The sequence below is a fragment of the Mycobacterium sp. SMC-17 genome, from assembly GCF_045310915.1.
In the GTDB taxonomy this organism is placed as follows: domain Bacteria; phylum Actinomycetota; class Actinomycetes; order Mycobacteriales; family Mycobacteriaceae; genus Mycobacterium.
In genome coordinates, this window is sequence record NZ_JBJIAK010000014.1 from 1 (window position 1) to 24,250 (window position 24,250).

General features: G+C 65.7%; 24 protein-coding genes, 1 pseudogene and 1 riboswitch. Of the genes and pseudogenes, 10 read left to right on the top strand and 15 right to left on the bottom strand.

Going from position 1 to position 24,250, the window contains the following annotated elements:
• Positions 1–194: 194 nt before the first annotated feature.
• Positions 195–440 (bottom strand): hypothetical protein, encoded by a 246-nt coding sequence (locus ACJH7A_RS11440; RefSeq protein ID WP_064858246.1) that lies wholly within the window; start codon positions 438–440, stop codon positions 195–197.
• Positions 441–549: 109 nt separating this feature from the next.
• Here ACJH7A_RS11440 and ACJH7A_RS11445 point away from each other — a divergent pair, with 109 nt between their 5' ends.
• On the top strand, positions 550–1,521 hold the full coding sequence (locus ACJH7A_RS11445; protein ID WP_064858245.1) for a fibronectin type III domain-containing protein: 972 nt from the start codon (positions 550–552) through the stop codon (positions 1,519–1,521).
• A gap of 49 nt (positions 1,522–1,570) precedes the next feature.
• On the opposite strand, the gene ACJH7A_RS11450 is transcribed toward ACJH7A_RS11445, so the two are convergent.
• A complete protein-coding gene (locus tag ACJH7A_RS11450) occupies positions 1,571–2,566 on the bottom strand; it encodes a hypothetical protein (RefSeq protein WP_165605494.1) in 996 nt (331 codons plus the stop codon).
• A gap of 423 nt (positions 2,567–2,989) precedes the next feature.
• Here ACJH7A_RS11450 and ACJH7A_RS11455 point away from each other — a divergent pair, with 423 nt between their 5' ends.
• Positions 2,990–3,820: an alpha/beta hydrolase family protein gene (locus tag ACJH7A_RS11455; protein WP_064858242.1), complete on the top strand. Its 831-nt coding sequence runs from the start codon at positions 2,990–2,992 to the stop codon at positions 3,818–3,820.
• Between the two features lie 88 nt (positions 3,821–3,908).
• Here the strand turns inward: ACJH7A_RS11455 and ACJH7A_RS11460 are convergent, their stop codons facing one another.
• Complete coding sequence (locus ACJH7A_RS11460) at positions 3,909–5,324, bottom strand: putative bifunctional diguanylate cyclase/phosphodiesterase (protein WP_406801984.1); 1,416 nt, start codon at positions 5,322–5,324, stop codon at positions 3,909–3,911.
• Positions 5,325–5,336: 12 nt separating this feature from the next.
• Between ACJH7A_RS11460 and ACJH7A_RS11465 the strand changes: the two are divergent.
• Positions 5,337–6,065 (top strand): annotated as a pseudogene (locus tag ACJH7A_RS11465) (MMPL family transporter); the annotation flags it as partial.
• Here the strand turns inward: ACJH7A_RS11465 and ACJH7A_RS11470 are convergent.
• Positions 6,052–7,653, bottom strand: a complete 1,602-nt coding sequence (locus ACJH7A_RS11470) for an FAD-binding protein (RefSeq protein ID WP_406801985.1) — start codon at positions 7,651–7,653, stop codon at positions 6,052–6,054. The pseudogene ACJH7A_RS11465 and the gene ACJH7A_RS11470 sit on opposite strands and share 14 nt — an antisense overlap.
• A gap of 121 nt (positions 7,654–7,774) precedes the next feature.
• Between ACJH7A_RS11470 and ACJH7A_RS11475 the strand changes: the two genes are divergently transcribed.
• Together ACJH7A_RS11475 and ACJH7A_RS11480 are read left to right on the top strand one after the other, a co-directional pair.
• Entirely contained in the window at positions 7,775–8,374 is a 600-nt protein-coding gene (locus tag ACJH7A_RS11475; protein WP_406801986.1) for a TetR/AcrR family transcriptional regulator, read from the top strand.
• Positions 8,375–8,548: 174 nt separating this feature from the next.
• Positions 8,549–9,049 (top strand): hypothetical protein, encoded by a 501-nt coding sequence (locus tag ACJH7A_RS11480; protein ID WP_406801987.1) that lies wholly within the window; start codon positions 8,549–8,551, stop codon positions 9,047–9,049.
• 61 nt (positions 9,050–9,110) lie between these two features.
• Here the strand turns inward: ACJH7A_RS11480 and ACJH7A_RS11485 are convergent, their stop codons facing one another.
• From ACJH7A_RS11485 to ACJH7A_RS11495, 3 genes are all read right to left on the bottom strand, one after another.
• Positions 9,111–9,407 (bottom strand): DUF1330 domain-containing protein, encoded by a 297-nt coding sequence (locus ACJH7A_RS11485; protein ID WP_406785134.1) that lies wholly within the window; start codon positions 9,405–9,407, stop codon positions 9,111–9,113.
• A 94-nt stretch (positions 9,408–9,501) separates the two neighbouring features.
• Positions 9,502–10,065, bottom strand: coding sequence for a hypothetical protein (locus tag ACJH7A_RS11490; protein WP_406785133.1), 564 nt, complete (start codon positions 10,063–10,065; stop codon positions 9,502–9,504).
• 10 nt (positions 10,066–10,075) lie between these two features.
• Positions 10,076–10,567: a universal stress protein gene (locus ACJH7A_RS11495; protein ID WP_406785132.1), complete on the bottom strand. Its 492-nt coding sequence runs from the start codon at positions 10,565–10,567 to the stop codon at positions 10,076–10,078.
• A 232-nt stretch (positions 10,568–10,799) separates the two neighbouring features.
• Here ACJH7A_RS11495 and ACJH7A_RS11500 point away from each other — a divergent pair, with 232 nt between their 5' ends.
• On the top strand, positions 10,800–11,453 hold the full coding sequence (locus tag ACJH7A_RS11500) for a VC0807 family protein (protein WP_406785131.1): 654 nt from the start codon (positions 10,800–10,802) through the stop codon (positions 11,451–11,453).
• On the opposite strand, the gene ACJH7A_RS11505 is transcribed toward ACJH7A_RS11500, so the two are convergent.
• The 5 genes from ACJH7A_RS11505 to gcvT all read right to left on the bottom strand — a co-directional run bounded on the left by ACJH7A_RS11505 (position 11,431) and on the right by gcvT (position 16,347).
• Positions 11,431–12,279 (bottom strand): sugar phosphate isomerase/epimerase family protein, encoded by an 849-nt coding sequence (locus tag ACJH7A_RS11505; protein ID WP_406785130.1) that lies wholly within the window; start codon positions 12,277–12,279, stop codon positions 11,431–11,433. The genes ACJH7A_RS11500 and ACJH7A_RS11505 overlap by 23 nt on opposite strands.
• On the bottom strand, positions 12,276–13,280 hold the full coding sequence (locus tag ACJH7A_RS11510) for a Gfo/Idh/MocA family protein (RefSeq protein ID WP_406774568.1): 1,005 nt from the start codon (positions 13,278–13,280) through the stop codon (positions 12,276–12,278). Before ACJH7A_RS11510 ends, ACJH7A_RS11505 begins: the two co-directional genes overlap by 4 nt.
• The gene (locus tag ACJH7A_RS11515; RefSeq protein WP_406774567.1) at positions 13,274–14,650 is read right to left on the bottom strand and encodes an L-serine ammonia-lyase; all 1,377 of its coding nucleotides are present in this window, start codon (positions 14,648–14,650) and stop codon (positions 13,274–13,276) included. Before ACJH7A_RS11515 ends, ACJH7A_RS11510 begins: the two co-directional genes overlap by 7 nt.
• A 118-nt stretch (positions 14,651–14,768) precedes the next feature.
• The gene (gcvH, locus tag ACJH7A_RS11520) at positions 14,769–15,167 is read right to left on the bottom strand and encodes a glycine cleavage system protein GcvH (RefSeq protein ID WP_406774566.1); all 399 of its coding nucleotides are present in this window, start codon (positions 15,165–15,167) and stop codon (positions 14,769–14,771) included.
• Between the two features lie 31 nt (positions 15,168–15,198).
• On the bottom strand, positions 15,199–16,347 hold the full coding sequence (gene gcvT, locus ACJH7A_RS11525) for a glycine cleavage system aminomethyltransferase GcvT (protein WP_406774565.1): 1,149 nt from the start codon (positions 16,345–16,347) through the stop codon (positions 15,199–15,201).
• Positions 16,348–16,500: 153 nt separating this feature from the next.
• Positions 16,501–16,591, bottom strand: a riboswitch (glycine riboswitch).
• 111 nt (positions 16,592–16,702) lie between these two features.
• On the opposite strand from gcvT, the gene ACJH7A_RS11530 reads away from it, so the two are divergent.
• Positions 16,703–17,482, top strand: a complete 780-nt coding sequence (locus ACJH7A_RS11530; protein WP_406774564.1) for a DKNYY domain-containing protein — start codon at positions 16,703–16,705, stop codon at positions 17,480–17,482.
• 83 nt (positions 17,483–17,565) lie between these two features.
• A complete protein-coding gene (locus tag ACJH7A_RS11535) occupies positions 17,566–17,934 on the top strand; it encodes a hypothetical protein (RefSeq protein ID WP_406774563.1) in 369 nt (122 codons plus the stop codon).
• A gap of 9 nt (positions 17,935–17,943) precedes the next feature.
• Here the strand turns inward: ACJH7A_RS11535 and ACJH7A_RS11540 are convergent, their stop codons facing one another.
• From ACJH7A_RS11540 to ACJH7A_RS11550, 3 genes are all read right to left on the bottom strand, one after another.
• Positions 17,944–19,044, bottom strand: coding sequence for a hypothetical protein (locus tag ACJH7A_RS11540; protein ID WP_406801988.1), 1,101 nt, complete (start codon positions 19,042–19,044; stop codon positions 17,944–17,946).
• Between the two features lie 79 nt (positions 19,045–19,123).
• Positions 19,124–20,476: an IS256 family transposase gene (locus tag ACJH7A_RS11545; RefSeq protein ID WP_406802011.1), complete on the bottom strand. Its 1,353-nt coding sequence runs from the start codon at positions 20,474–20,476 to the stop codon at positions 19,124–19,126.
• Positions 20,477–20,496: 20 nt separating this feature from the next.
• Entirely contained in the window at positions 20,497–21,309 is an 813-nt protein-coding gene (locus ACJH7A_RS11550; RefSeq protein ID WP_406801989.1) for a DUF222 domain-containing protein, read from the bottom strand.
• Positions 21,310–21,379: 70 nt separating this feature from the next.
• On the opposite strand from ACJH7A_RS11550, the gene ACJH7A_RS11555 reads away from it, so the two are divergent.
• Both ACJH7A_RS11555 and ACJH7A_RS11560 read left to right on the top strand, forming a co-directional pair.
• On the top strand, positions 21,380–22,582 hold the full coding sequence (locus ACJH7A_RS11555; RefSeq protein ID WP_346414709.1) for an MFS transporter: 1,203 nt from the start codon (positions 21,380–21,382) through the stop codon (positions 22,580–22,582).
• Between the two features lie 167 nt (positions 22,583–22,749).
• The gene (locus ACJH7A_RS11560) at positions 22,750–24,183 is read left to right on the top strand and encodes a glyceraldehyde-3-phosphate dehydrogenase (protein ID WP_406774560.1); all 1,434 of its coding nucleotides are present in this window, start codon (positions 22,750–22,752) and stop codon (positions 24,181–24,183) included.
• The last annotated feature ends 67 nt before the right edge of the window (positions 24,184–24,250 follow it).

Here is a 24,250-nt window from a genome sequence, read left to right on the forward strand (position 1 = left end):
TCATTTTCGAGAGACCTCGACCTCTATCCCGGCAACGACGCGCCAACCACCTCTACACCCTCATCTGTGAAGAGCCGTTTTAGCCAAATCGTGACTAGCCTGCCGCACCAGTTTCAACTCTCGGAACGTATTGTTTGGCGGCGAAAGCACGATGTCGCCCGGACCACAGTCCGCTGAACCCGGAACATTTGCCATCATCGACAATTTAGAGGGTTTGACATGACGACCAAGGGGCGGGGTGCAAAAACGTGGACGGCACTGACTCGAGCGGTGAGCATCGCGTCCACCGCGATACTGATCGCGCCGACGGCAGGTGCTGAATCGTCTTTCACGGGGGCCGCAGGCCGCCCATTCGCGAGCACAAGCGTGTGGAACAGCGCCATCACATCCAACCCGGCGTTGATAAGCAACTCCGCGGCCATCGTCGCCAGACTCAGCATCGGCCAGCACGTCGCCAATCTCAACGAGTTCGGAATACCGATCTACAACGCATCGGCCTCGTCGCCGGTCGTCTCCGTTCGATGCACACAAGCTTGGGGTCCATGCCCATTGCCCACCGCGGTGCGTCTACCGGCAGGTGCACTGCCCAACACAGGCAGCGACCATGCGCTGATCTCCATCGACTGGACCGCGAATCCCCCTGTTTCGTACGACTTCTGGGGTGCTGCGCAGCCGTCCGGCGGAACCATTTCGACCAGCTGGGGTGGCATCACGTACGACCTTGCAAACGGTTCGGGCATCGGGCCGGGCGGCGGCACAAGTGGATCCGCCACAGCCACAAACGTTTCGCGACTCGCCGGCGTCGTCAGGATGCGCGAAATCCAGGCAGGTTTGATTCCGCACGCACTGGCCATTGCATCGAGCCTCGCGTGTCCGGGGTACTTTCGCTACCCCGCATCGCATACCGACGGTTTCGACGCAAGCGCGAACTGCGTCCCCGAAGGCTCACGGGTTCAACTGGATCCGTCGATCAACGTCGGCGCACTGCCTTACGGGCAACAAGTGATCGCGAAGGCGCTCCAGACATTCGGTGCGTACGTCGTCGACAATGCCGGGGCGTCCATCGCGGTGGTTTTCGAAAGTGATCCGAGCCTGATCGGCAAGCCCGGCCAGATTCCGGCTGCCTACCAAAGTGCCGGTCTCGCATGGGACTACTACGACATGAACGCGATTCCGTGGAGCCGCTTACGCGTGCTGCAGCAATGGGACGGCAACGTCGATGTCACCCCGCCGACCGCACCGGCGGGCGTCACTGCCGTCAGCGTCGCCCCGACCAGCGTCACGGTGGCCTGGCAGGCATCGAACGACGGACAGGGTTCCGGAGTCGTCGGTTACTACCTCTGGCGTGGCGACCCCTCGGGACAGTACTGGACCATGGTGGCGTCGGGATCGTCGGCTACCCTCGCCGACCGATCGGCCCTACCCGGCCAGACCTACCTGTACGGAGTGCGCGCTCAAGATGGTGTCGGCCGGTTGTCTTCGTCATCGAACATCATCTCGGTGCGGACACCTGTCGGTTGATCCGACCGGCAGATGACGGCCGAGCACGCGGTTGGATCACCAACCGAAATCACAGCGCAGACAGCAGTTCCGTCAGCTCCGTGTACATCCGGTCAAGCGCCGCCTCCACAACTTCCCCCGACACGGTGGCTTCGCAGTATGTGACGGAGACGTTGCGACTGTTGGTGGTGTCGGAAATCAGTAGCGTCATCGCATCGGGTCGATCGAGGTCGACGAACGCAGTCGCCAGTTGCGGCGCATCACGCACCCACGGTAGGTGATCGAATGGAAGCCGGCCCATATCACTCACGGACAGCCGAATCCGTTCTGTGCCAACGTCTGGTTCTGCGGCTCTCGTGCGGGTAAAGCCACCCAACAACGAGCGGAGCGCGCCGATCCCGATGGACATGATGGGCCATCCTGTTTCAGTCACTTTGCGCAGCTGAGCCGTGATCTGGTCCGGCGGCAATGTACCTATCCTAAGTGGAATCCCGATCGCGAAATTTCCCAGGGCGGCCGCATATTCGCGAGGCAGGTACCGCCGGCAATTGAACAACACCACCACATGCTCGTCGATGGGCAGCTGCACTGATCGCAGCGCGGCGAGCCACAAGGCTGACATCACCGCCACCCGCGTCGAGTCGGGCGCATGCTTGTCAACCCAATCCTGCAATCGACCGATCTGGCGCGCATCGAACCGACGTGTGGCGACTCGCCTCAACGACCGCCAATCGGCCACGGCGCCGGCTTCGGAAATACCAGAAGTTCTGCGCCGCTGTTCTTTTCGCAGAGTCCAGAGCGATCTCAGCAGCGCAGGGCGCCTAGCGTAGTGCCGCCACAACGCCCGCCAAACCACGGTATGCGGCAGATCCGACGGCAACTCCGGTAGTCCGGCAGCCAGCGCACCGATGATGCTCAACCCGTAATGTCCGTCACCGACCGCGTGTGGGTATTCGACGGCAAGGAAACCGCCGGAGACGAAGACGTCGGTTGGATTCCGCCGACCCTGGCGGTGTCCGATCCCGGTGAGAAAGGCGCCGAGATCGATTGAGGCAGTGTCTGCCACGACGTGAACCGCATCGTCGATGAGATCAGGACGGTACGGCCAGCACGCTTGGCTCTGGCTTGGCGCGATCGCAATCCTGGGGGTTGCCGAACTTGTGACTATCGTCGACAGTCGGGATTGCACCTCATCGGCGGTGAGCCCCTCCAAGGGTCCGACGACTGCAACTATCCGACTGCCGGACCAAGACCTGTCCAAGGGAGTGGAGCGATACACCCCGGTCACGTTGCCCCACCAGCGCTTTCGCATCGACATCAACATACGGCTCCCCGCCATAATGGTCGCCACCGGTCCAAAGTTACCGCAGACGCGAAAACTTCCCGCGTCAGATGGTCATTTCGACATCATCGAACTCCATTTGCGTCGCTACGCAGCTCTGGGCAAATCGCCACGCCTGCTGCGCCGGGTTGATGGCATGATGGCGCCATGGCCCAGCTGACCCGGCGCGCCTTCATCGGTTGCGGCGCCATCGCCGGCGCCGGAGCCGTCGGCGCGTATGTACTGGGCACGACTGTTCGCCGGCCCCGTGCCACCGCACATCCGGCCCCCGCAACGAGCGGAGCCAATACTTTCCTCTCCGAGGCGCGGGGCGGCGTGTCAACCAGGTGGGCCATCGCACGGCCACCCGGCCGTGGTGGGCCGCTTCGCCCTGTCATCGCGTTGCACGGCAGGGGCAGCAATCTCGACGAGACCATGTCGGCAGACTTTCCGGACCGCCTGGATGAGATTGTGAAGGCAGGATTGCCGCCGTTTGCAGTCGTCGGCGTCGACGGCGGCGACAACTTTTGGCACAAGCGGGCCAACGGAGACGACCCGGGAGCCATGGTGCTCAATGAGCTGATACCGATGCTGGCCGGGCAGGGCCTGGATACGTCGCGGGTGGGGTTCCTGGGCTGGTCAATGGGCGGGTACGGCGCACTTCTCTTGGGCGCCCGGTTGGGTCGCGCCCGGACGGCGGCGATCTGCGCTGTCAGCCCAGCACTGTGGACCTCGCCTGAAACGGTGCCGGAGGGAGCCTTCGACGGCCCGGAAGACTATGCCGCGAACTCGGTATGGGGACAGCGCTCGTTGGCCTCGATTCCGATCCGGATCGACTGCGGTGAGAGCGACGGGTTCGCTGCCGCAACCAGAGCTTTCATCGCTCAATTGCCGAACGGCGCCGCAGGCGGTCTCTCACCCGGCGGTCACGCCCCCGCGTTCTGGAACCCACTGATGCAAGACGAACTCGCGTGGCTCGCGCCGCTCATGGCCCGATGATTGGTGCAGACTCTCAGCGCTTACTCGCTCTCGGTGCGCCCATAGATCCGCACAATTTCCGAGAACGCGGGTCACAGAACTCGGCCCGCTAGATGCTCGCTGCGACGGGCCGCGGAATGCTCGGCGGAAAGTCTCGCCGTTCACGAAGCCAGGCGGGCACGCGATCAGCGGCGATGGGCGTGCTGTAGAGATAGCCCTGCACAACGTCGCACTTGAATTGCTTGAGCCGAGCGGCAGTTTCGCCGTCTTCCACGCCCTCAGCGACGACGCGGGCACCCAGATGATGGGCCAGCGAAATGATGGAGCGGACGATTTCGGCGGCACGATCGTCCTTGAGGACAGATGCGACGAACTGCCGGTCGAGCTTGACTTCGTCCACCGGAAGGTCGCGCAGGTAACTCAACGTTGAATAGCCGCTGCCGAAATCATCGATCGCGACCCGTACTCCGGTGTGGCGCAACCCGTTCAAGACGTACTGAACGCGTCCCAGCTTGCTCAGCATGAAGTCCTCGGTGATCTCCAGCGTCAGGTCGGCCGCAGAGATCCGGCGTTCTTCCAGCGCCTTGGCGATCCGCCGGGGCAAGGCGATGTCAGTGAGGCAATTGGCGAATACGTTGACTGCCACGGGAACAGCCAGTCCCTCACCGCGCCAGCGGGCAACGTCGTCAAGCGCCCGCTCGATCACCAGATCGTTCACCAAGGTGGTCAGGCCATGCGAACGCACCAACGGCAAGAAGCGGTCGGGGGCCAGCAGGCCGAGTTCGGCATGGGGCCAACGCAATAGGGCTTCCACGCCCATCATGGCGCCCGAGATCAGGTCGAACTTCGGTTGGTAATACAGGCAGAGTGCCTCACTGTCGATCGCCTGGCGTAGCTGGCCCAGCAGCCGGACCGTCTCGGTCGGCCGTGCTCCCAAGGCCGCGGTGCGCGTTGTCGTCGCAGCGTCGTCGTCAATGTCGCTGTCCCTGCCGTGGATGTACGCACTTCGCAGGTGCGAGTTCTTGGCGATTTGAACGGCCGCCGCCGCTCGCGCGAGCAGATCGTCGGCAGTCAGGTCGGCTTCGCCCTCGGTGGCCACCGCCAGGCCGACGCTCGGTCGGATCAGCAGGTCGTGCCCGTCGATGATGAACGGGTCGGCGAATGCCTGGACCAGGCGGTCTGCCACGGCCCGGCCGCGCTCGACACCGCCGTCCATGAGTACCGCGAACTGCCCGCTGTCCAGCCGTGCGATGACATCGTCGAGGCCGACGCTCGATCGGATACGGCCGGCGGCCAGGTTCAGCAGGTCGTCTCCCGCACCACGGCCATAGGCCGCGGTCACCAACGCCAACTCGTCCATATCGAGACGCGCAACCGAAACGCCTTCGGCGGCATGGCCGGTCCGGGACAGCAAGGAAGACAGTCGGTCGCGCAACGAGATCGCGTTGTCGAGGCCGGTCACCCGGTCCTGCTCCAAGAGTTCTCGCGCGGCGGCCCGTAGGCGTTGGTTCTCGTTGAACGTCACAATCTGACGCACCACAACCCCGAGGCCATCCCGCACATCAACGCGATCAAGGACGCGGTGTTCGATGCCCTCAAGGCGACACCCATGTCGGACGCCAAGATCTACATCGCCGGTATCGGCTCCACCAACAAGGACATCCAAGAGGGCACCAAGTACGACCTGTTGATCTCCGCGCTGGCGGCAGTCGCGCTCATCCTGCTGATCATGGTGATCGTGACCCGCAGCATCGTGGCCGCGGCCGTCATCGTCGGCACCGTCGTGCTGTCGCTGGGCGCATCGATCGGATTGTCGGTTCTGGTGTGGCAGTACATCTTCGGCATCCATCTGTACTGGGTCGTGGTGCCACTCGCGATCATCCTGCTGTTGGCCGTCGGCGCGGACTACAACCTGCTCCTGGTGTCGCGGTTCAAAGAGGAGATGCATGCCGGCCTCAACACCGGCATCATCCGGTCGATGGGTGGCACCGGCAGCGTCGTCACAGCAGCCGGTCTGGTGTTCTCCGCCACGATGGCGGCGTTCATCTTCAGCCCGCTCGTGATCCTCGGGCAGATCGGTACGACCATCGGCCTGGGCCTGCTGTTCGACACGTTGGTGGTGCGATCGTTCATGACACCGTCGATCGCCGCACTGCTGGGCAAGTGGTTCTGGTGGCCGCAGATCGTGCGCCAGCGTCCGGTGCCCGCCGAGTGGCCGTCGCCGCAGAAGTTCGACGACGACGACCTGTCGCTCAGCGAGCGCTGACCGAACCGCACTGGACGGCGTGCTGCGCGGCACGCCGTCCGGAGTACACACAGTCGGCGAGCGACAGCCCGCTCACGTAGGAGTTGGCACAGATGCCGACAGCTGTGCGTCCCGCCGCGAAGAGGCCGTCGATCGGTTGTCCCTCAGCGGTTTTCACGGCACCGGTGTCTTCGTCGACGATGAGGCCACCGAGGGTGAACATCGGGCACGGATTGATGAGGCTGGGCTTGATCGAGATCGCGATCAGCGAGTACGGACCCTGTTCGATGGGGTGGACGTATTCGGCCGGCTTGCCCATCGGATCAGGGCGCCCCGCTGCCGCGGCCTCGTTATGCTCAGCGACTGTCCGGCACAGTCCAGCCGGGTCGACGCCCGCCTTGGCGGCGACAGCTTCGATGGTGGCCGCCTCCACGCGATCGGTCCGCAGCATCGCTTCCATCTGCAGGCGCTGAAACCAGATCGCCTGCTGCGGAAGCTGTTTGCGCGCCTGCTCGAGCAGCGACCGGTCGGCCAGAATCCAGCCTCGCCCGTCGTGGCCCTGCACCATTGCGTTGCCGATGGCTGCGCCGTAACGGGTTTCGTCGATGAAGCGGTGTCCGCGTTCGTCGACGACAAGCCCGCCGAGCATCGCACTGGGCGGCGTGATGAACCGCCAGGCGGACACGTTGTCCAGCCGATCCACGGCCGCGCCGACATCGACAGCCAACTGCATGCCGCTGCCGTCGTCCGCGCTGGTGCCGAGTTGCAGGCCATCGCGATAGTCCGGAGCGTGCTGCTGGATCAACTCACGATTGGCGATATATCCACCGGCGCAGAGGATTACACCCTTACGAGCACGGATGTCGACCGTTCGGGCGTAGCGGCGTTCGAGTGCGGCCAGCAGCCGGTCCATCGCCGCGCGCAGCGGCGGGTAGTAGATACCGGGTTTCACGGACAGCGCGGCGTATGTCGCGTAGCGTCGCTGCACCCACGCCGGCGCTTGCGCCAGGGTACTGGTGCGGACACCCACGACCCGGCCTGCGGCATCGGTCAGAAGGGAATCGGCTCGCGTGTGGAACATCGTGCGCACACCCGCCCGGCGCGCTGACGCCGCCAGCGGCTGATAGATCTTTTTACCCGACGCGCCCGGACCCTTGGCCCGGTGGCCGCGCTGCACCGGCGGCGTGATCGCGCGGAAGTGGCCGGAGTTCTCACTGCCCGAGTAATAGAGGTAGTACTTGTTGTTGGGATACGACGTCTTGTAGGGACACACCGAGGCCTCGAACGGCACGCCGTGTGCGGTGAGCCAGTCGATCATTGCGGGACTGCCGTCGACGAACCGCCGCAGTGTTTCCGGCCGCACCGAGTCACCGACCTCAGCGTGCAGGTATTCGTACATGGCATCGGCGCTGTCGGTGATGCCTGCCTGGCGCTGGACCCACGTGCCACCGCCGGCGTAGATGATCCCGCCCGACACCTGCGTGGCGCCGCCGCCGTTGAAGCGATCGATGGCGAGGACGTCGGCTCCCTGCGCACGCGCTTCGAGCGCAGCGCACACCCCAGCGGCTCCGTAGCCGACCACAACGACGTCTGCGGTGACGCTGCCCATGGTGATCCCTTCCGACCTGCACTAGAACCAGCGGTTTAGACTCCGAGTACAACATATCAGTTTGGATGTCGGTTCCACGGTCCCGGAATCCGGTGGGCCGGCGGCTCGTACACTTCGATTCGTGGTTGAGCAGACGGGACGGGCAGTGCCCGCGGCGGTGGCGAGCAAGCTCTATGCCGCGGCCGACCTGATCGCCGCCAAAGGCCTGGAGAACACGAAGATCGAAGAGATCGCCGCCGCGTCCGGCGTCCCGAAGGCCACGCTGTACTACTACTTCACCGGCAAGGACGACATCCTCGGCTTCCTGCTGCGCGATTCGCTCGGTGACCTGGCTCGTGATGTCGCCGCTGCCGCCGATTCCGCCGGTAGCGGGCGGGAGCGACTCATCGCCGTCATCACCGCGCAGGTCGCCCACACGATGAATCGACCGGGAACCAGCATGGCGCTGGTCGGCGACCTCGGCCGCGCCATCCGTCTCCCCGACCTGGCCTCGGCTGTCCAGCATGCGTTCTACGAACCCATCGCGCGCGTGCTCGAGGCCGGTGCCGCCGACGGCTCCTTGAAGCGTGTCGCGGAGCCACACACCGATGCGGTCAGCATCTTCGGCGCGGTCATGATGACAGCGCTGTTGCACAACGCCGTCGGCTCGGGAAAGACCCAACGCGACGTCGCCGGTGCCGTCATCGACTTCGTCTTGAACGGCGTCGCGCCGGCGAGCTAGGCACGCCGCAAGCGCCGGCATCGTGCCGCGGGCGGCGATCGATACCTACCCCGGGAGTAGGACGTGCCAGGCCGATCTCCGACCGCAGCACGATCCGGACCGACCCCTGACCTTCATACGCTGTTGAACACGTAGTGCGCCAATCTGTTTCACGCACGGGCAAGAGGGTTGACAGTGAATACTGCAGTAACCGGCATGGCCGGAATCGCGCGAGCCATCGCCGTCTCAGCGGCAATGAGCGCGGCCCTGACGCTGACGGCCACGTCGGCGTCCGCCTCGCCGACCCATCGAATGTTCCTGCTCGCCAACATGCACACGTGCGATTTTCAGCTCGTGACAACGCAATTGGGGCGCGCAAGCGCGAAGCCCTTCGCCGAGATCAACTCGGACGGGCACATCGTGACCGCGCACATCGACCTGACGAACGGCGCCGACGACGCGCGCTACGTGGTGCGGGTGATCCCCGCACCACACGCAGTGCAGGGCTGCCTGGCCGGTGATCCCAGCATCACCACTGGAACACTCGTCACCGATGCCTACGGCAGCGGCGGCGTCACACTACGGGCGCCCATCCCGGCCGGCGCCACCGGCATGTGGCTGGCTGTGGACCTGCCGTCCGCCCATTCACAGGTCCCGGAGGAGTTCTACAGCAGCAACTACATCGCGACGGTCTGATCAGGTCGAACCATCGCGCGTGACAACGACTTTCATCGTAGGCGCTGCCAGGCATTCCGCCCTATGGCGCGCCGATTCCCTTCACGAGCAGGACGACGGCGTCGGACCCGGCCCGTCGGTCGACCGAGATTTCCTGGTACTCAGGCGAATCCGCCCATTCACGGAACGACGGTTCGTCGGGAAACGACATCAGCACGACCTTCTCGCGGTCCCAGTCACCTTCGATGACCACGGGTGCCTCGTCGGCGGCGAGGATGGTTCCCGCGTACTTCGCGAACACACCCATGAATCGGCTCTGATACCTGTCATAGGCGGGTCGGTCCGTAAAGCGAAGCTGGGCAATGGCATACACCGTCATGGCGTGAAACTACCCGACGTCGGCGCGGTCAGTGTCGAGAACCACCGCGATACTGCACCATGCGTTCAGCACGGCAGGGCCGGGGCGCCGGCGGTCAGACTCCGGTCCACGCGCTGGCTATGCGCTTGCCGATGTCGACGACCTTCGCCTGCTGCGCTTCGGGCGCGTCGATCCGGCGGCCGACCTGCTTGGCGATGACGCGTTTGATCTCCGAGTCGACATCGGCCACGATCCGCAGGAGCTCGCCCCGCAGCGTCTGGGACGTCACGTTGACGGTGATGTCTTTGCGGTGCGGTTTCGGGATATCGATGATCAACAGCAGCGGTTCGGCGGCGCGCGCGGTGGCGATCAGCGCGATCTCACCCGTCACCTCGAACCGGGAGCGGTCCACGCGCAGGTCGATGAGCAGATCGATGTCCAGCGGAATGCGAACGTCGAACGCGATCATGTCGCCGTCTCTGCGTGTCACCTGTGGTTGCTCGATGCTGACCCGCGCCGTCACCCGCGCGATCCCGGCCGGCCCGGCGGGAAACGGCCCGAGCTCGAAGGTGTCGCCGGCCATCGTGCCGAAGCCCTCGGCAACACGGTCGGCGGTGACCGCGACCTCGAAGAACCTTCGGCCGAACTCCTCGTAGGTGGCGTAGTCGTGCGTCGACATGGGCACCAGGTCAGTCGACGGTGTGCACGATCAAGATGTCGATCTTGGCCTTGCGCGCAACATCGGCAGGCACCGAGCCCAACAGGCGGCCCGCTGCCGTATTCAGTCCGACATCGCCGACGACGATCAGGTCGGCGTCGACGTCTCGCGCCAACGTGGTCAGCGCCTCGACGGGCGCACCGATCACCGACCGCTCCACGACATGCTGTGCGCCCGCACCACGCGCGAGTTCGGCTGCGTCGCGGAGGATTTCGTACACGTGCGCGTCACCGTGCACCCGGTATCCGGCGTCGCGCCCGAGTACGTCCTCCGCACGGCGATCACTGGCCTTTTCAGGTGCGGCCGCCCGTGCCCAGCTGCCTTTTTCGACTTCGTGGAAATGGGCCGTCGCAATCACCAGTTTCGCGCCCTGCTGAGCGGCGAACGTCGCGGCGTGCTCGACGGCCTTCATCGACGAGTCTGAGCCGTCAGTTCCGACGAGGACGGTCCGGTAGGTGCCCATGGCTGTCTCCTTACGGGAGTGACGTCGTGACGACACTAACGCGAACAGGCCGGTTGACGTGGGCTTTTGAGTGCATCGCGGGTAGGCACTGTCGAGGTCTCCCCCGATCGGTGGACATCGATTTCCTCCCCCACGTCGGCCGGTCGCCGGACAGACCCGCGGCGGCCCGAGCGAGACGCTGTAGGCATCGCTGAACCGCGAAGCCACCGACTCGTCCGGGAAGGACACCACCATGACCGCCATGTCGATCGACACCATCGGACCGGAGCCGGTCGACCGCCCGGACGCCGCGCGATCCGCTGCCAAACGCCGCGTGATCATTCGGACCGTTCTCGAGATCGGGAGCCCGTTGGTCGCCTTCTACGGCCTCCGCGCCACCGGGCATTCCGAGTACTTCGCGTTGTTGGCCGCGACGGTGGTCGCCGGTATCCCGGTGGCATACGGGCTCGTGAAAGCACGTCAGCTCGATCCGTATTCCGGGTATCTCATGTTGATGTTCGGCCTGACCCTGGCGGTCGCACTGGTCACCACCGACCCCCGGCTCGTGCTGGCCGGGCAGACGCTCGTCGGCGGCGTGGCGGCGGCGGTGTTCCTGGCGAGCTGCCTGCTCGGAAAGCCCATGACACACTTCGTCGCGGCCCGCTTCATGCCGGCTGCCACGGCGCACACCCCGACCACCGCGCTGCACGCGTTGCACATCCGGCTGAGTGCCGTGGTCGGCATCGGCCTGTTGATTCAGGTCGCCATCCTGCTCGGCATCATCTTCACGTTCCCGTTCGACGTCGCCAATGGCTTGGTCAACGTGGTCGGTTCGGTCGTCGTTCTGGTCCTCGGCGCGGTGGTGGCTCTCATGGTCCGCCGTTTCAAGCAGACCCTCGCCGGCTGAGCTGACGCCGCCGCAACAGACCCTGCGCCGCTTCGACGCAGGGTCTGAGCCGCTCTGCCGGACCGATGCCGGCGAGCGCCGGCGCGCGTTGCGGGACTTCCAGGCCGATGACGACGTCGTCGGGAAGCGCCGCAAGGATTTCCAGCAGCGGCAGCTCGCCCTCCCCCGGCACCATGCGTTCGAACATGGCCTCTTCTGCATAGTTGTCGGTCCGCGGCGTGAGCGTGGTGTCACAGAGTTGGGCGTAACCGATCTGGTCGGGAGCGATCGCCGAGATCTCGTCGGCGCCCGAACCCGAGCGCACCAGGTGCATGGTGTCGACGAGGAGCCGGACATCGGGCCGCGAGACCTGTTGGAGCACAGCCAGTGCCGTCGACAGATCGCCGATCGTCAGGCCCGGCACGGGTTCGACGACAGTCTCGATCTGCCGCTCGGCCGCGTGCTCCGCCAGCGTGCCCACCTGATCACAGGTGCGGTCGAGATCCGGGTCGAGGCTGACCACATTGATGCGCGGCACCCCCAGCTCGGCCATCAGGTCAAGATCCATTGCGAATGACCGCATGTCGGCGCCGGGCAGCACCAGGAATCCATCACCCAGCGAGATGCTGACGCCGCGGTGATGCATGGCGGCCAGCAGGTCAGCCCGCAGCCGGCTGTCGTCCATGAGCGCGAACGGCGGATAGCCCAGTGGCAGCACGGCGAGGTTCCGGAGGAAGACCGTGATGTACCGACACCCGAGATCCGCGGCCAGTTCGACGAATTCGACCGGCGGCAGGCCGAACACGCTCAGCGCCTCGATACCGAGCCGATCCGCAGGCGGTGTCATGCGGGCTGCCGCACCGGAAGGCCGGCCGCCCGGTAGACGGCATCGATGACGGTCATGTTCTCGACCGCATCCTGCGGAGTCGTCTTGACCGGTTCACCGCGCAGTACCGCACCGGCGAAGGCGTCCAGCTGATAGCTGTAGGACGCTCGTCGTGAAAATCGTTCCACGCGTTTGCCGTTCGTGCTGCGGACCGCGAGGCGGTGGTACAGCTGGGGCAGCACGGGATTGACGACCCGCAGCTCGCCGTGCTCCCCGATGACCCGCGCGCTCATCGCGAGCAGGCTCGTCGACCACATACTGCAGCGCACGCGGCCGGTATGCCCTGCGGGATAACGCAATTCGGCGGTCATCGCGCGATCGACCTGCCCGTCACGGAGTTTCGCCTGCGCCGACACGACCTCGGGAGTTCCGCCGCCGAAGATGCGCGCCATGTGGATGGCGTAGCACCCGCCGTCCATCGTCGCGCCACCGGCGAGCGCGTAGTTGTACCGGATGTCGGAGAACTTGGGCAGCGGAAAGCACATCGCCGTCTCTACGTGCTGCAGCTTCCCCAGCTCGCCGGAGGCGATGATCTCCTCGACGCGCAGGGCCAGCGGATGATAGCGGTAGTGGAACGCCTCCATCACCACGCGGTCCGATGCCGCCGCCCGCTGTGCAATGTCCGTCGCCTCAGTTGCATTGGCGGTGAACGGCTTTTCGCAGAGCACATGCTTACCGGCGTCGAGGGCGGCCCGGATCCACCTGCCGTGCAGACCATTCGGCAGCGGGATGTACACCGCGTCCACCTCGGGATCCGCGATCAGCGCGTCGTAACTCCCATATGCGGTACCGATGCCGTGACGCGCGGCGAACTGGTCGGCCCGCGCGGTGTCACGTGCGGCCACCGCCGCCACGACGACATCGCTGCGGCCCCTCGCCGGTTTGATGAGCGCCAGCGGCCCGATCCGCGCGGCGCCCAGGATGCCGATGCGCACCGGCGGGGCCGTGATGTCGTTCAGCATTCGACGACATTAACGGTGACGGCGAGGCCACCGGTCGAGGTTTCCTTGTATTTGGAGCTCATGTCCATGCCGGTCGCGCGCATCGTCTCGATGACCTGGTCAAGGCTGACCCGGTGGGTGCCGTCACCGCGCAGTGCCATGCGAGCGGCATTGATGGCCTTGCCCGCCGAGATGGCGTTGCGTTCGATGCACGGGATTTGCACGAGACCTCCGATCGGATCGCAGGTCAGGCCCAGGCTGTGCTCCATCGCGATCTCGGCGGCGTTTTCGACCTGTTGGGGTGTGCCACCGAGGATTTCGGCGAGGCCACCGGCAGCCATCGATGCCGCCGATCCGACCTCACCCTGGCAGCCGACCTCTGCACCCGAGATCGATGCACGTTCCTTGTACAGGGAGCCGATGGCGCCGGCAGTCAGGAGGAAGCGGACGGTGACGTCGTCGGGATCGGCCTTGCCCGCCGCGGTGTAGTGCAGCGCGTAGTACAGCACCGCCGGAATGATGCCGGCGGCACCGTTGGTCGGTGCGGTGACGATGCGACCACCCGAGGCGTTCTCCTCGTTCACCGCCAGTGCCACCAGGTTCACCCAGTCCTCGGCGAAGGCCGGGTCGCGCCCGGCGTCTTCGGCGCTCAGTCGGACGAACCAGTCCTTGGCCCGCCGGCGGACCATCAACTTGCCGGGCAGGTAGCCGTCGCGGGACATGCCGTTGGTCGCACACGCGAGCATCACATCGCGGATGTGTAGCAGCTGTCGACGCACCTCGGTTTCGGTGCGCGTCGTCGACTCCTGGCTCATCATCACCGCGCTGATGGGGATGCGCTCGCGGTCGGTGAGCGCCAGAAGTTCTGCCGCCGACGTGAAAGTGTCCGCATCTCTGCCACATTCGGGTGGCTGCGCCAAGTCGTCTTCGGTGACGACGAAGCCACCCCCGACAGAAAAATACGTCTCGCCGAAGAGCACTTCGCCGTCGGCCGAACGGGCAGTGATCGTCATCGCGTTGGGATGACGGTCGAGCTGCTGCGCCGGGTGCAGGGCGATGTCAGATTCGGCGAGAGGGAGCTCGATCCGGCCGCCCAGCCGGACCGTACCGGTGGCCCTGATGGCCGCCAGCCGCCGTTCCATCTCGTCGGTCTCGATGGTCTCGGGACGGCAGCCCTCCAGTCCGAGCAGGATGGCGGGCATCGTGCCGTGGCCGCCGCCGGTGGCCGCCAGCGATCCGTACAGATCGATTCGAACATCGACGACGTCGTCGATCGTCTTGCGGGCGATGAGTTCGTCGACGAACATGCCGGCCGCCCGCATCGGGCCGACGGTGTGTGAACTCGACGGCCCGATCCCGACGGAAAACAGGTCGAACACGCTGATCGCCATTACAACTCCGGGTAGAGCGGGAACTGTTCGGCCAGGGTACGCACCTGCGGGTCGAGATGTCCGGAATCGGCTGCACCGTTGGCGAGCGGAGCGGCCGCGACGACCGAGATGCTCATGGCTACTCCTCGTTACGTGCGGCGTAATCGGCTGCGGTGAGCAGGTTTCCGGCCGCGGTCGGCTGTACCTCGAAGAGCCAACCGGCATCGTAGGGGTCGGCGGTGATGATGCTGGGATCGTCGACCGCGGCGCTGTTGACCGCAGTGACCGTGCCGCTCACCGGCGGGTACAGCTCCGACACGGTCTTGGTCGATTCGACCTCGCCACAGGTCTCGCCGGCGGTGATGGCGGACCCGACTTCGGGCAGGTCGACGTACACCAGATCACCGAGGGCCGCGGCCGCGACCGCGGTGATGCCGACCCGCACCGGGGCGTCGGGAAGGGCGGCGCCGGGCGCGATGAGTACCCATTCGTGCTCCTCGCTGTAGCTGCGATCGTCGGGGATGACGTTGGTGGCCATGGTGGTCCTTCCTGAAGTGGTCGTCTCGTATTCAGGGGCGACGGTAGAACGGCGCCGGGGTGACTTCGAACGGCTCTTTTCGCCCTCGGACGTCGACCTGCACCCTGGTGCCGGGTTCCGCCAGCGCGGCGTCGAGATAGGCCAGCGCGACGGGGTATCCCAGGGTCGGCGACAGCGTGCCCGAGGTCACGGTGCCCACCGCCTCGTCGTCGTGATGGATGGTGTACCCGGACCGCGCGGCGCGTCGGGTATCGCCCTTCAGTCCGACCAGCACCCGCTGGCCGTTCTGCGCAGAAAGTTGTTGCAGCGCATCACGTCCCACGAAGTCCTTGCCCAGGCGCACCACCTTGCCGAGGCCTGCCTGGTAAGGGTTGATGTCCGCGGTGAGCTCGTGCCCGTAGAGCGCCATGCCGGCCTCCAGCCGTAGCGTGTCGCGGCAGGCGAGACCCGCGGGTACGCCGCCGGCCTCGGAGGTGGCTGCGAGCAGCGCTCCCCACAGTGCCACAGCCTGACCGTTGGGCACGTAGAGCTCGAAGCCGTCTTCGCCGGTGTAGCCGGTGCGCGCGAGCAGCACGTCGATGCCGGCCACCTGAGCATCGATCACCGCGTAGTACGGGAGCTCGGCAACGGCGGCTCTCCGGCGGTGCGGCACCAGCGAGCTGACGATGGCCTCGGACGCCGGCCCCTGCACCGCGATCAGTGCGGTCGCCAGTGACTGGTCATCGACAACCGCGTCGAATTGCGCTGCGCGCCTGACCAGTTTGCGAGCCACGGTCGGCGCGTTGGCCGCATTGGCGACGACCAGGAAGGCGTCAGTGCCCAGCCGGTACACCACCAGGTCATCGATGACACCGCCATCGGCGTCGCACATCAACGAGTATTTGGCCCGCCCCACACCAATCTTGGAAGCCTCACCGACCAGCGCGAAGTCCAGCGCTGCCGCCGCTTCCGGTCCCGTGACCGCGACCTCACCCATGTGCGACAGGTCGAACAGGCCCGCCGCCTCGCGTACCGCCCGGTGCTCTGCGAGTTCACTGCCGTACTTGAGTGGCATTTCCCACCCGGCGAAGTCGGTGAAACTAGCTGCCAGGGCCCGGTGTTCGGCCAACAGCGGAGATGCCGGACCAGTGCGGTCACGAAAGCTGTTGTGGTTCTTACCAATTATTGTACGGACAGACATGAGGTGACTCCGGTTCGCGGGGCGTCGACTGCTCGACGCGTCGTTGGGTAGCACCTCCCCGCTCTGTCCTGAAACCTGAGAGTTTTGACGCGTAAGCGCCGTTCACCTTCGGTAAGCGCGGATCTGTTGATCCGCACTGTTCTCCAGAGTTGCCTCGACGCTGCGGTATTTGGGCCTGAGAGATTCCCGGGGAGGACTTGCTCCTACGGCGCCCCGTTTCCGGGGGTTCTCCCACAGCGCGTTGTCGGCGTATTGAGTTGTCTGCGGCAATCGTAGCCTGTCATCTCGATAGATAGATGCACGGCCCGCGTCTTTGTGCGAACGTCTAATCCTGGGATCGACAGGAGGTGGGCAGGTGCGTCGATGGGTTACCGCGCTGGCTGTCTCGGCAGTGCTCCTGGCGCCTGCGTGTAGCCCGAAGGTCGTCGGCGGCTACTACGTCGACGATGGCAAGGTGTACTGGACGGGCGGCATCGACTCGTCACCTCGCGAAGTCGCCGGCGCGGACGCCGGCTCCTTCCACAAGCTCTCCAGCGGCTACGCGCGGGACAAGGCGCGCGCCTACTACCGGGGGGCTCAGATCGGCGGTGCGGATGTCACCACGTTCGACTGGCTGAATTACGGCTGGGCCAAGGACCGCAACCACATCTGGGCCGGCACCCTGCCCCTCAGCGGCGACCCCGACCACTTCGAGACGATCAACAGCGATCTCGCGAAGGACAGCGGTGCCGTCTACTGCAAGGACCGCGAGATTTCGGACGACCCCGCGCACTTCGAGATCCTGCGCTTCACCCCCGACGACCGAAACCTGGACTACACCAAAGATATTCACGCGGTGTACTACCGATGCGAAGCGATCCCCGGGGCGGACGCGGCGACCTTCCGCCGACTCAACGACAGCGTTTTCAACTACGCCGTCGACAATCAGCGGGCCTACTACCAAGACCGGGTCATCGCCGGCGCCGATCCGCACACCTTCCGGGTCCTGTACGACACCGCCAATGAGGGCTGCGCCGCCGACGCCCAGCGCGCGTATCGCTGGGACACCGTCATCCCGGATGTCGATCCGCAAAAGTTCCCACCCGGCAAGTCCGTGACGGGATGCGACGGGACGCAGGTTACGTTCGGTCCATGACAGCTGACCATGGAGAACCGCGCCGACCGAGCCGGTTCCTCGTCATCGGAGCGGCGTGCGTTCTTGCGGGGGCGCTACTGGCGATGATCGCCATGAAGACACACGGGTTCGGCCTCGTCCGCCCCGAGCCGCGTCTCGCGCAAGACGTGGCCCGCGACAGATGCCAAGCCGACGTGCGCAAGCAATTGGCATCGCCCGATTCGGCTCAGCTTTCCGACGTGCGCTCGGTTGCCGGCACGCTGGAGACGGATGGGCAGGACATGTTTCCGCTGATGACCGACGAACCACTGAAAGGCGTTGACCACAGCCGCATCACCGTGTGGAACGTGTCGGGAATGGTCGACGCCAAGGCCGAAGCCGGCGGCACGATTCGTGATCCTTTCACCTGCCGCGCCTACTTCGTCGACGGCAACTTGGCCGACACCTTGGTTCTGTTCGACCACGCACACTAGCCATCTGCCTCAGTGCGGCGGCGGGATGTCTTGCTGCTCTGCTGATTCAGCGGCCGCGGCTTCTGCGGCTTCGCGTTCTTGGCGTTCTTTGCGCCGGCGGGCGAAGGCTTCTTGGGCGGCTTCGCGTTCGTCGATGTCGGCTTGGTTGAGGGCGCGTTCGTAGGCGATCTGCTGGGCCTGGTTCTGGGCGCGGGTGCGGCGCCGGATGGGCATCATGACACCCCGGCCGGCAGCCGCGGTGGTGTCCAGATCGGTTCCCTCTGGTGGTGGGTTCGGCAGCGGGGTGTCGGTGACCGTGCGGGGAAACAGGATTCGACTTTCGGGCACGCTGATGTAGGTGTGGCCGGTGGGTGCGGTCCACACAATCGTCCCGTCAGGCTGTTGACGGTCCTGCCACCCATCCGGCCCGCCGTAAAACGTTTTCAGCAGGTGGTGTTTGCGGCACTTCGGGCTCAGGTTGCCCGGATGCGTCGGCCCGACCGGCCACGCAATCGTATGGTCCACATCGCAGGCGGTGGCAGGCTGATCACAGCCCGGGAACATGCACGTCATGGCCCGCACCCGCACGAACTCATCCATCGCCGCCGACGGCCGGTACCGCGGCACCTCAGCCAGATCGGCGGCCGAGGCGACCGTGCGCACTTTCGCACCGCGGGCCACCAGATCCGCCAGCACCGCCGGGGGCACCACACCGCCGCCGAGGACATAACCGACCGGTGTGCGCACCGGAGCCGGGGGCTTGGTGGAAGTCGGAGCGGAAGCCGGGACCGGCGGGTGCGCCGCATGAGCTTCAGGGGTGGGCGCCGACTCAGCCGCCGGAGCAGGTGTATGCGCGGGTCTGCTGGCCGGCACTGGCGTGGACGTGCTGTCGCCGGCCCGTTCGACCCCAGCAGGAGTCAGGGTTTGGGCAGACCGCGAATCGGCCGCCGGTGCAGGCGCGGGCATCGGCGCCACGTCATCCGCCGGCGCGGGCTCAGGCTCAGGTTCGGGTGTGAACACCGGCTCAGGTGCAGGCTGGTTTGGCGCCGGGGTCAGCGGCGCGGCCGGATCCCCGTGCAGCAGCGGATCCGCCACCGGCGTCGGCAGCTGATCGGTGAGCACATGAATCATCACCGCCGCCGCCCGGAGCCTGTCAAGTTTTCTGTGTAAATCGCCTGTCTGATTGTTCGTATGTGAGTTGTTGTGGTGCTTACAGATAACGTTCGATGCGCTCTGGGTAGACCAGCGCGAGTTGCTCGAGTGCCTTTTTCCAGTTGGTGACCACCTGTCCTTCCACGAGGCGTCCGGGGGCTGTGCGGCCCTGTCTCTGGCCGCGTTCCTTGGCTCGCTGTGCAGCGCGTTTGTCCTCGATGTTGCAGATCGCCAGCCACAGCAGTTTCACCACCGAGGCGTCGTTGGGGAACTGGCCGCGGTTCTTGATGATCTTGCGTAGCTGGTAGTTCAACGACTCGATCGAGTTGGTTGTGTAGATCACCCGGCGCAGCTCGGGCGGGAACGCCAAAAACGGGATGAACTGTTCCCACGCGCGTTCGAAAACCATTGTCACCGTGGGGTTTTTGCGCCCTAGCTCCGAGGCCGCGAACGCGTCCAACTCGACGCGGGCAGCGTCGGCATCGGGTGCGGTGTAGATCGGCTTGAGCGCCGCGGCCACGGCCTTGCGGTCGGCATAGGACACAAACCGCAGCGCGTTGCGGATCAGGTGCACCACGCAGGTCTGCACCGCGGCCTGCGACCAGGTCGCTGTGATCGCCTCCGGGAAGCCCGTGAGCCCGTCGCAACACACGATCAGCACGTCCTTGACACCCCGATTGGCCAGGTCCGCGCACACCGATGCCCAGAACGAGGCACCTTCATTGGGCTGGACCCAGATACCCAGAACGTGCTTGACCCCGGCCATATCCACGCCCACGGCGATGTGCGCGGCCTTGTTGCGGGTGTGGCCACCGTCTTTGACCTTCACGATCATCGCGTCGAGGTAGATCACCGGATACAGCGGCTCCAACGGCCGGCGCTGCCAGGCCAGCACCTCATCGGAGATCTCGTCGACGATCTTGGAGATCGTCTCGTGCGACACCTCGGTCCCGATCGTCGATTGAAGATGAAATTGAATGTCCCGCAACGTCATTCCACCCGCATACAGTGAAATGATCATGTCGTCGAGACCACCGATACGGCGGGTTCCTTTAGGTACCAGCGTGGGGGTGAACGAGCCATCGCGATCCCGCGGCACGTCCAGGGGCACCGGGCCGGCTTCGGTGAGCACGGTCTTGGGTGAGGTGCCGTTGCGGGCGTTCGGCAGCACCCGACCGGCCGGGTCGCCCTTCTCATACCCCAGATGATCGGTCAGCTCGGCGGCCAGCCCGCGTTCGAGAGCGAGCTTGATCAGCCCGGGCAGCAGCCCACCTTCACCGGTCAGCGCGACCTCACCGGTATCGATCTGCGCCAGCAGATCATCGACCGCCCCCGACGCCCGAAGCGCCTCGGCCATCTCCACCGTGGAGACCGCCTCAACCAGCGCCACATCCATGTCCTTGCCTGTCATCACGCCCTGCGATCCTTCCGTTAACAGGACTTACACAGACCATTTGACACGCCCGCCGCCCGGGCATCAGGCCCAGCGGCCGGGCAATCCGGATTGCCGCACTGGCACGCCAGCCGATCCCCACGGGCCGCCAACACCCCCAACGCGTCAGCCCGCCGCTGCCCAAACGTCCGCGGATCGTCCTCACACACCTGCCGGGCCATCTCGTCCAGCACCCGATCCAACAACTCGGCATCGGTGGCCAACAGCGCACCCCAGATCGAGGCCACCCCGGTCTCATCATCGGGCTTACCCACCCCGACCCCACGCCGGCGCGCAGCCGAGCGCACCTTGATCACAGCGGCCGGGTCGAACTTCTGCACCCAACCGTCGATCTTGCGTTCAATCTTCTTGCGCGACAAACCCGCCCACTCCGACAACGCCCCCGCCAACGCAACATCGATCACCGCCAGCGTATTGGGATCCTCCACCAAACGGGTACGCCAACAGATCGTCCCCACCGTCCGCGCCGACACCCCACCATCGGCGAACACCGCCGCCACCCGCGGTAACCGGAAGCGCAACGCGACCGCGATCGACAACTGCCCCGACGCTTCACGCTTCCCGATCCCCAGCGCCGCACCCACCTCGGCGACCGCAGCATCCCACCCATCACAGGCCCACCACTGCCGGCCATCTTCGTCATCGACACGCAACGCCACCAGATCAGCGATCGCCCGAAACTTCCCGCACTCAGCGACATTCGACACCCGCGCGAAATGCACCACCGCATCGACCACAGAGGCATCGTGAACCAGCACACCACCGGCCCCGACACCCACATGTTCGAACATATGTGCGATTATGCCAGACGGGTCGGACACGTGCCATGTATTGCCGCCGGGTCCCGTGCACAATCGGTGCGTGACCGGCCGACCGCTCAAGCCCTGGCACTTCGTCCTCGTCTTCGGGGTGGTGAGCCTGCTCGCCGACATGGTGTACGAAGGCGCCCGCAGCATCATCGGCCCCTATCTGGCGACCCTCGGCGCGTCCGCAGCAGTCGTCGGATTGGTCGCCGGCGCAGGCGAATTCATCGGATACGGGCTGCGCGTCGTCGCCGGCTATGCCGTCTCGCGCACCCAGCACTACTGGACGTGGACGATCACCGGCTACGCGCTGACCGTGCTGAGTGTCCCGTTGATCGGCGTCACCGGATCTCTCGTTCCGGCGCTGCTGTTGTACGGCACCGAGCGTCTCGGCAAGGCGGTGCGCTCGCCGGCGAAGGACACTCTGCTGTCGCATGCGTCGACGAGCACCGGGCGCGGCAGCGCGTTCGGCGTGCACCAGGCCCTCGACCAGACCGGCGCCATCGCCGGGCCGCTGCTGCTCGCGGCGGTGTTGAGCGCCCACGCGGGCGACTACCGAATGGCGTTCGGCGTACTCATCGTTCCCGGCGTCCTGGTCCTGGTCCTGCTGGGCTGGCTTCGGTTTCGCGTTCCCGACCCGCGGAGCTACGAAGAAGAGGCCGTTCGCGAAGCCACGGAATCCACCCCGGGCAGCCCCGCGGTGCCGAAGCGATTGCCCGCCCAGTTCTGGCAGTACGTCGTCGCGATCGGCCTGCTGTCATGCGGCGTCGCATCATTCCCATTGTTGGCGTTCCATGCCCAGCGCACCGGACTGCTCACCGACGCCCAGGTGCCGATCCTGTTCGCGATCGCGATGGCCGTCGACGGCGCCGCGGGTCTGGTGATGGGCCGCGTGTACGACAAGCGCGGACCGATCGTGCTGCTCGCGGTTCCCCTCGCCGCCGCGTGCTCGGCGATTGCTTTCACCGGTGACCGCACCCTGGTCTGGGTCGGCGTCGCGGTCTGGGGTGTCGTCAACGGCGTGCTCGATTCCACAGTGAAATCGGTGGTCACCGAGCTCGTGCCGGCAAACACCAGGGCCATCGCCTTCGGCTGGCTGGCCCTGCTGCGGGGCGTCGCGTTGCTGATCGCCGGCGGCCTGCTCGGTGCCGTCTACGACATCTCCCCCGGCTACACCATGGCCCTGATCGTCGTGGCGAACATCGCGGCGCTCGCCGGTTTGGTGCCGGTGTTGCGGCGGATCCAGCCGGCCACACGCTGACGCCGCGCTGAAACACCTGGGTGAGGCCTGTTCGGCGCACGCGCCGGCGTGCCTGTCAACCCCTACGTGCCCTGCCAGCGGGACGACCTGCAGAACCGGAAATGCCGATCGCTAACATGAATGCGCTGCTCAGCGCGATCGGCCAAGCGACCCGTAGGACAGATGAGTTGAATACACCAGAACTTGCCAATTGGAACACCCAGGAAGCCCTGGCGGAGGCGATGATTCCGATCGTCGGCACCTTGCACCGCACGCGCGGCGTCACCGTCCTGCTGCACAGCCGGTCGCTGGTGAACAAGTCGGTGATCAGCATCCTGCGCACCCACCGTTTCGCTCGGCAGATCGCCGGCGAAGAGCTGTCGGTGGTCGAGACCTTCCCGTTCCTGGAGGCTCTGGCGAACCTGGACCTGGGTCCGGCCAAGATCGATCTCGGCCTGCTGGTACACGCCTACCGCGCCGATGAGCGTGGCCTCTCGGTCGCCGACTTCGTCGCCGACGCGCTGTCCGACGTCACCGGTGACAACAAGGCCGAGCCGCAGGGCCCGCGCGACGTGGTCCTGTACGGCTTCGGCCGGATCGGTCGCCTCGTGGCGCGACTGCTCGTCGAGAAGGCCGGCGGCGGCAACGGCCTGAACCTGCGCGCCGTCGTGGTCCGCAGCGGTGGCGCCGATGACCTGAAGAAGCGCGCTTCGCTGCTGCGGCGCGACTCGGTGCACGGACACTTCAACGGCACCATCAAGGTCGACAAGGAGAACAACCTCCTCATCGCCAATGGCAACGTCATCAAGTTCATCTACGCCAACGACCCGTCCGAGGTCGATTACACGCAGTACGGCATCAACGACGCCATCCTCATCGACAACACCGGCAAGTGGCGCGACCGCGCGGGTCTCGAGCAGCACCTGCGTCCGGGCGTCTCGAAGGTCGTCCTGACCGCGCCGGGCAAGGGCGACGTGCCGAACATCGTGCACGGTGTCAACCACCTCGGCCAGGACGTCAGCCAGCAGATCTTCTCGTGTGCGTCGTGCACCACCAACGCGATCGTCCCGCCACTCAAGGCGATGGACGAGAAGTTCGGCATCATCCGCGGCCACGTCGAGACGGTGCACTCGTTCACCAACGACCAGAACCTGCTGGACAACTACCACAAGGCCGACCGTCGTGGCCGTTCCGCGCCGCTGAACCTGACGATCACCGAGACCGGTGCCGCCTCGGCCGTCGCCAAGGCCCTGCCGGAGCTCAAGGCCAAGATCACGGGCAACTCGATCCGCGTCCCCACGCCCGACGTCTCGATCGCCATCCTGAGCCTGCAGCTCAAGAAGGAGACGACGAAGGACGAGGTGCTCACGCACCTGCGCGAGACGTCGCTGTCGGGCCCGCTGAGCCGCAACCTCGACTACACCGCGGCCACCGACGCGGTGTCGAGCGACTTCATCGGTTCGCGTGCGGCGTCCATCATCGACGCGAACGCGGCCATCGTCGATGGCGACCAGGCGATCCTGTACTGCTGGTACGACAACGAGTTCGGTTACTCGTGCCAGGTCGTCCGCGTCGTGCAGTTCCTCTCGGGTATCGAATACCCGACGTACCCGCGCAGCTGATCCACCTTCCGCCGAAACGGCATTCCGACAGACAAGTTCACGAGACTTGCTCTGCTGGAGTGCCGTT

Bases quoted from the DNA above. Each gene is read 5' to 3' on its own strand.
- ACJH7A_RS11440 (WP_064858246.1), bottom strand. From the start codon at position 440: ATGCTGAGTCTGGCGACGATGGCCGCGGAGTTGCTTATCAACGCCGGG.
- ACJH7A_RS11455 (WP_064858242.1), top strand. From the start codon at position 2,990: ATGGCCCAGCTGACCCGGCGCGCCTTCATCGGTTGCGGCGCCATCGCC.
- ACJH7A_RS11470 (WP_406801985.1), bottom strand. From the start codon at position 7,653: ATGGGCAGCGTCACCGCAGACGTCGTTGTGGTCGGCTACGGAGCCGCT.
- ACJH7A_RS11485 (WP_406785134.1), bottom strand. From the start codon at position 9,407: ATGACGGTGTATGCCATTGCCCAGCTTCGCTTTACGGACCGACCCGCC.
- ACJH7A_RS11490 (WP_406785133.1), bottom strand. From the start codon at position 10,065: ATGTCGACGCACGACTACGCCACCTACGAGGAGTTCGGCCGAAGGTTC.
- ACJH7A_RS11495 (WP_406785132.1), bottom strand. From the start codon at position 10,567: ATGGGCACCTACCGGACCGTCCTCGTCGGAACTGACGGCTCAGACTCG.
- ACJH7A_RS11500 (WP_406785131.1), top strand. From the start codon at position 10,800: ATGACCGCCATGTCGATCGACACCATCGGACCGGAGCCGGTCGACCGC.
- ACJH7A_RS11505 (WP_406785130.1), bottom strand. From the start codon at position 12,279: ATGACACCGCCTGCGGATCGGCTCGGTATCGAGGCGCTGAGCGTGTTC.
- ACJH7A_RS11510 (WP_406774568.1), bottom strand. From the start codon at position 13,280: ATGCTGAACGACATCACGGCCCCGCCGGTGCGCATCGGCATCCTGGGC.
- ACJH7A_RS11515 (WP_406774567.1), bottom strand. From the start codon at position 14,650: ATGGCGATCAGCGTGTTCGACCTGTTTTCCGTCGGGATCGGGCCGTCG.
- gcvH (WP_406774566.1), bottom strand. From the start codon at position 15,167: ATGGCCACCAACGTCATCCCCGACGATCGCAGCTACAGCGAGGAGCAC.
- gcvT (WP_406774565.1), bottom strand. From the start codon at position 16,347: ATGTCTGTCCGTACAATAATTGGTAAGAACCACAACAGCTTTCGTGAC.
- ACJH7A_RS11535 (WP_406774563.1), top strand. From the start codon at position 17,566: ATGATCGCCATGAAGACACACGGGTTCGGCCTCGTCCGCCCCGAGCCG.
- ACJH7A_RS11540 (WP_406801988.1), bottom strand. From the start codon at position 19,044: ATGATTCATGTGCTCACCGATCAGCTGCCGACGCCGGTGGCGGATCCG.
- ACJH7A_RS11545 (WP_406802011.1), bottom strand. From the start codon at position 20,476: ATGACAGGCAAGGACATGGATGTGGCGCTGGTTGAGGCGGTCTCCACG.
- ACJH7A_RS11550 (WP_406801989.1), bottom strand. From the start codon at position 21,309: ATGTTCGAACATGTGGGTGTCGGGGCCGGTGGTGTGCTGGTTCACGAT.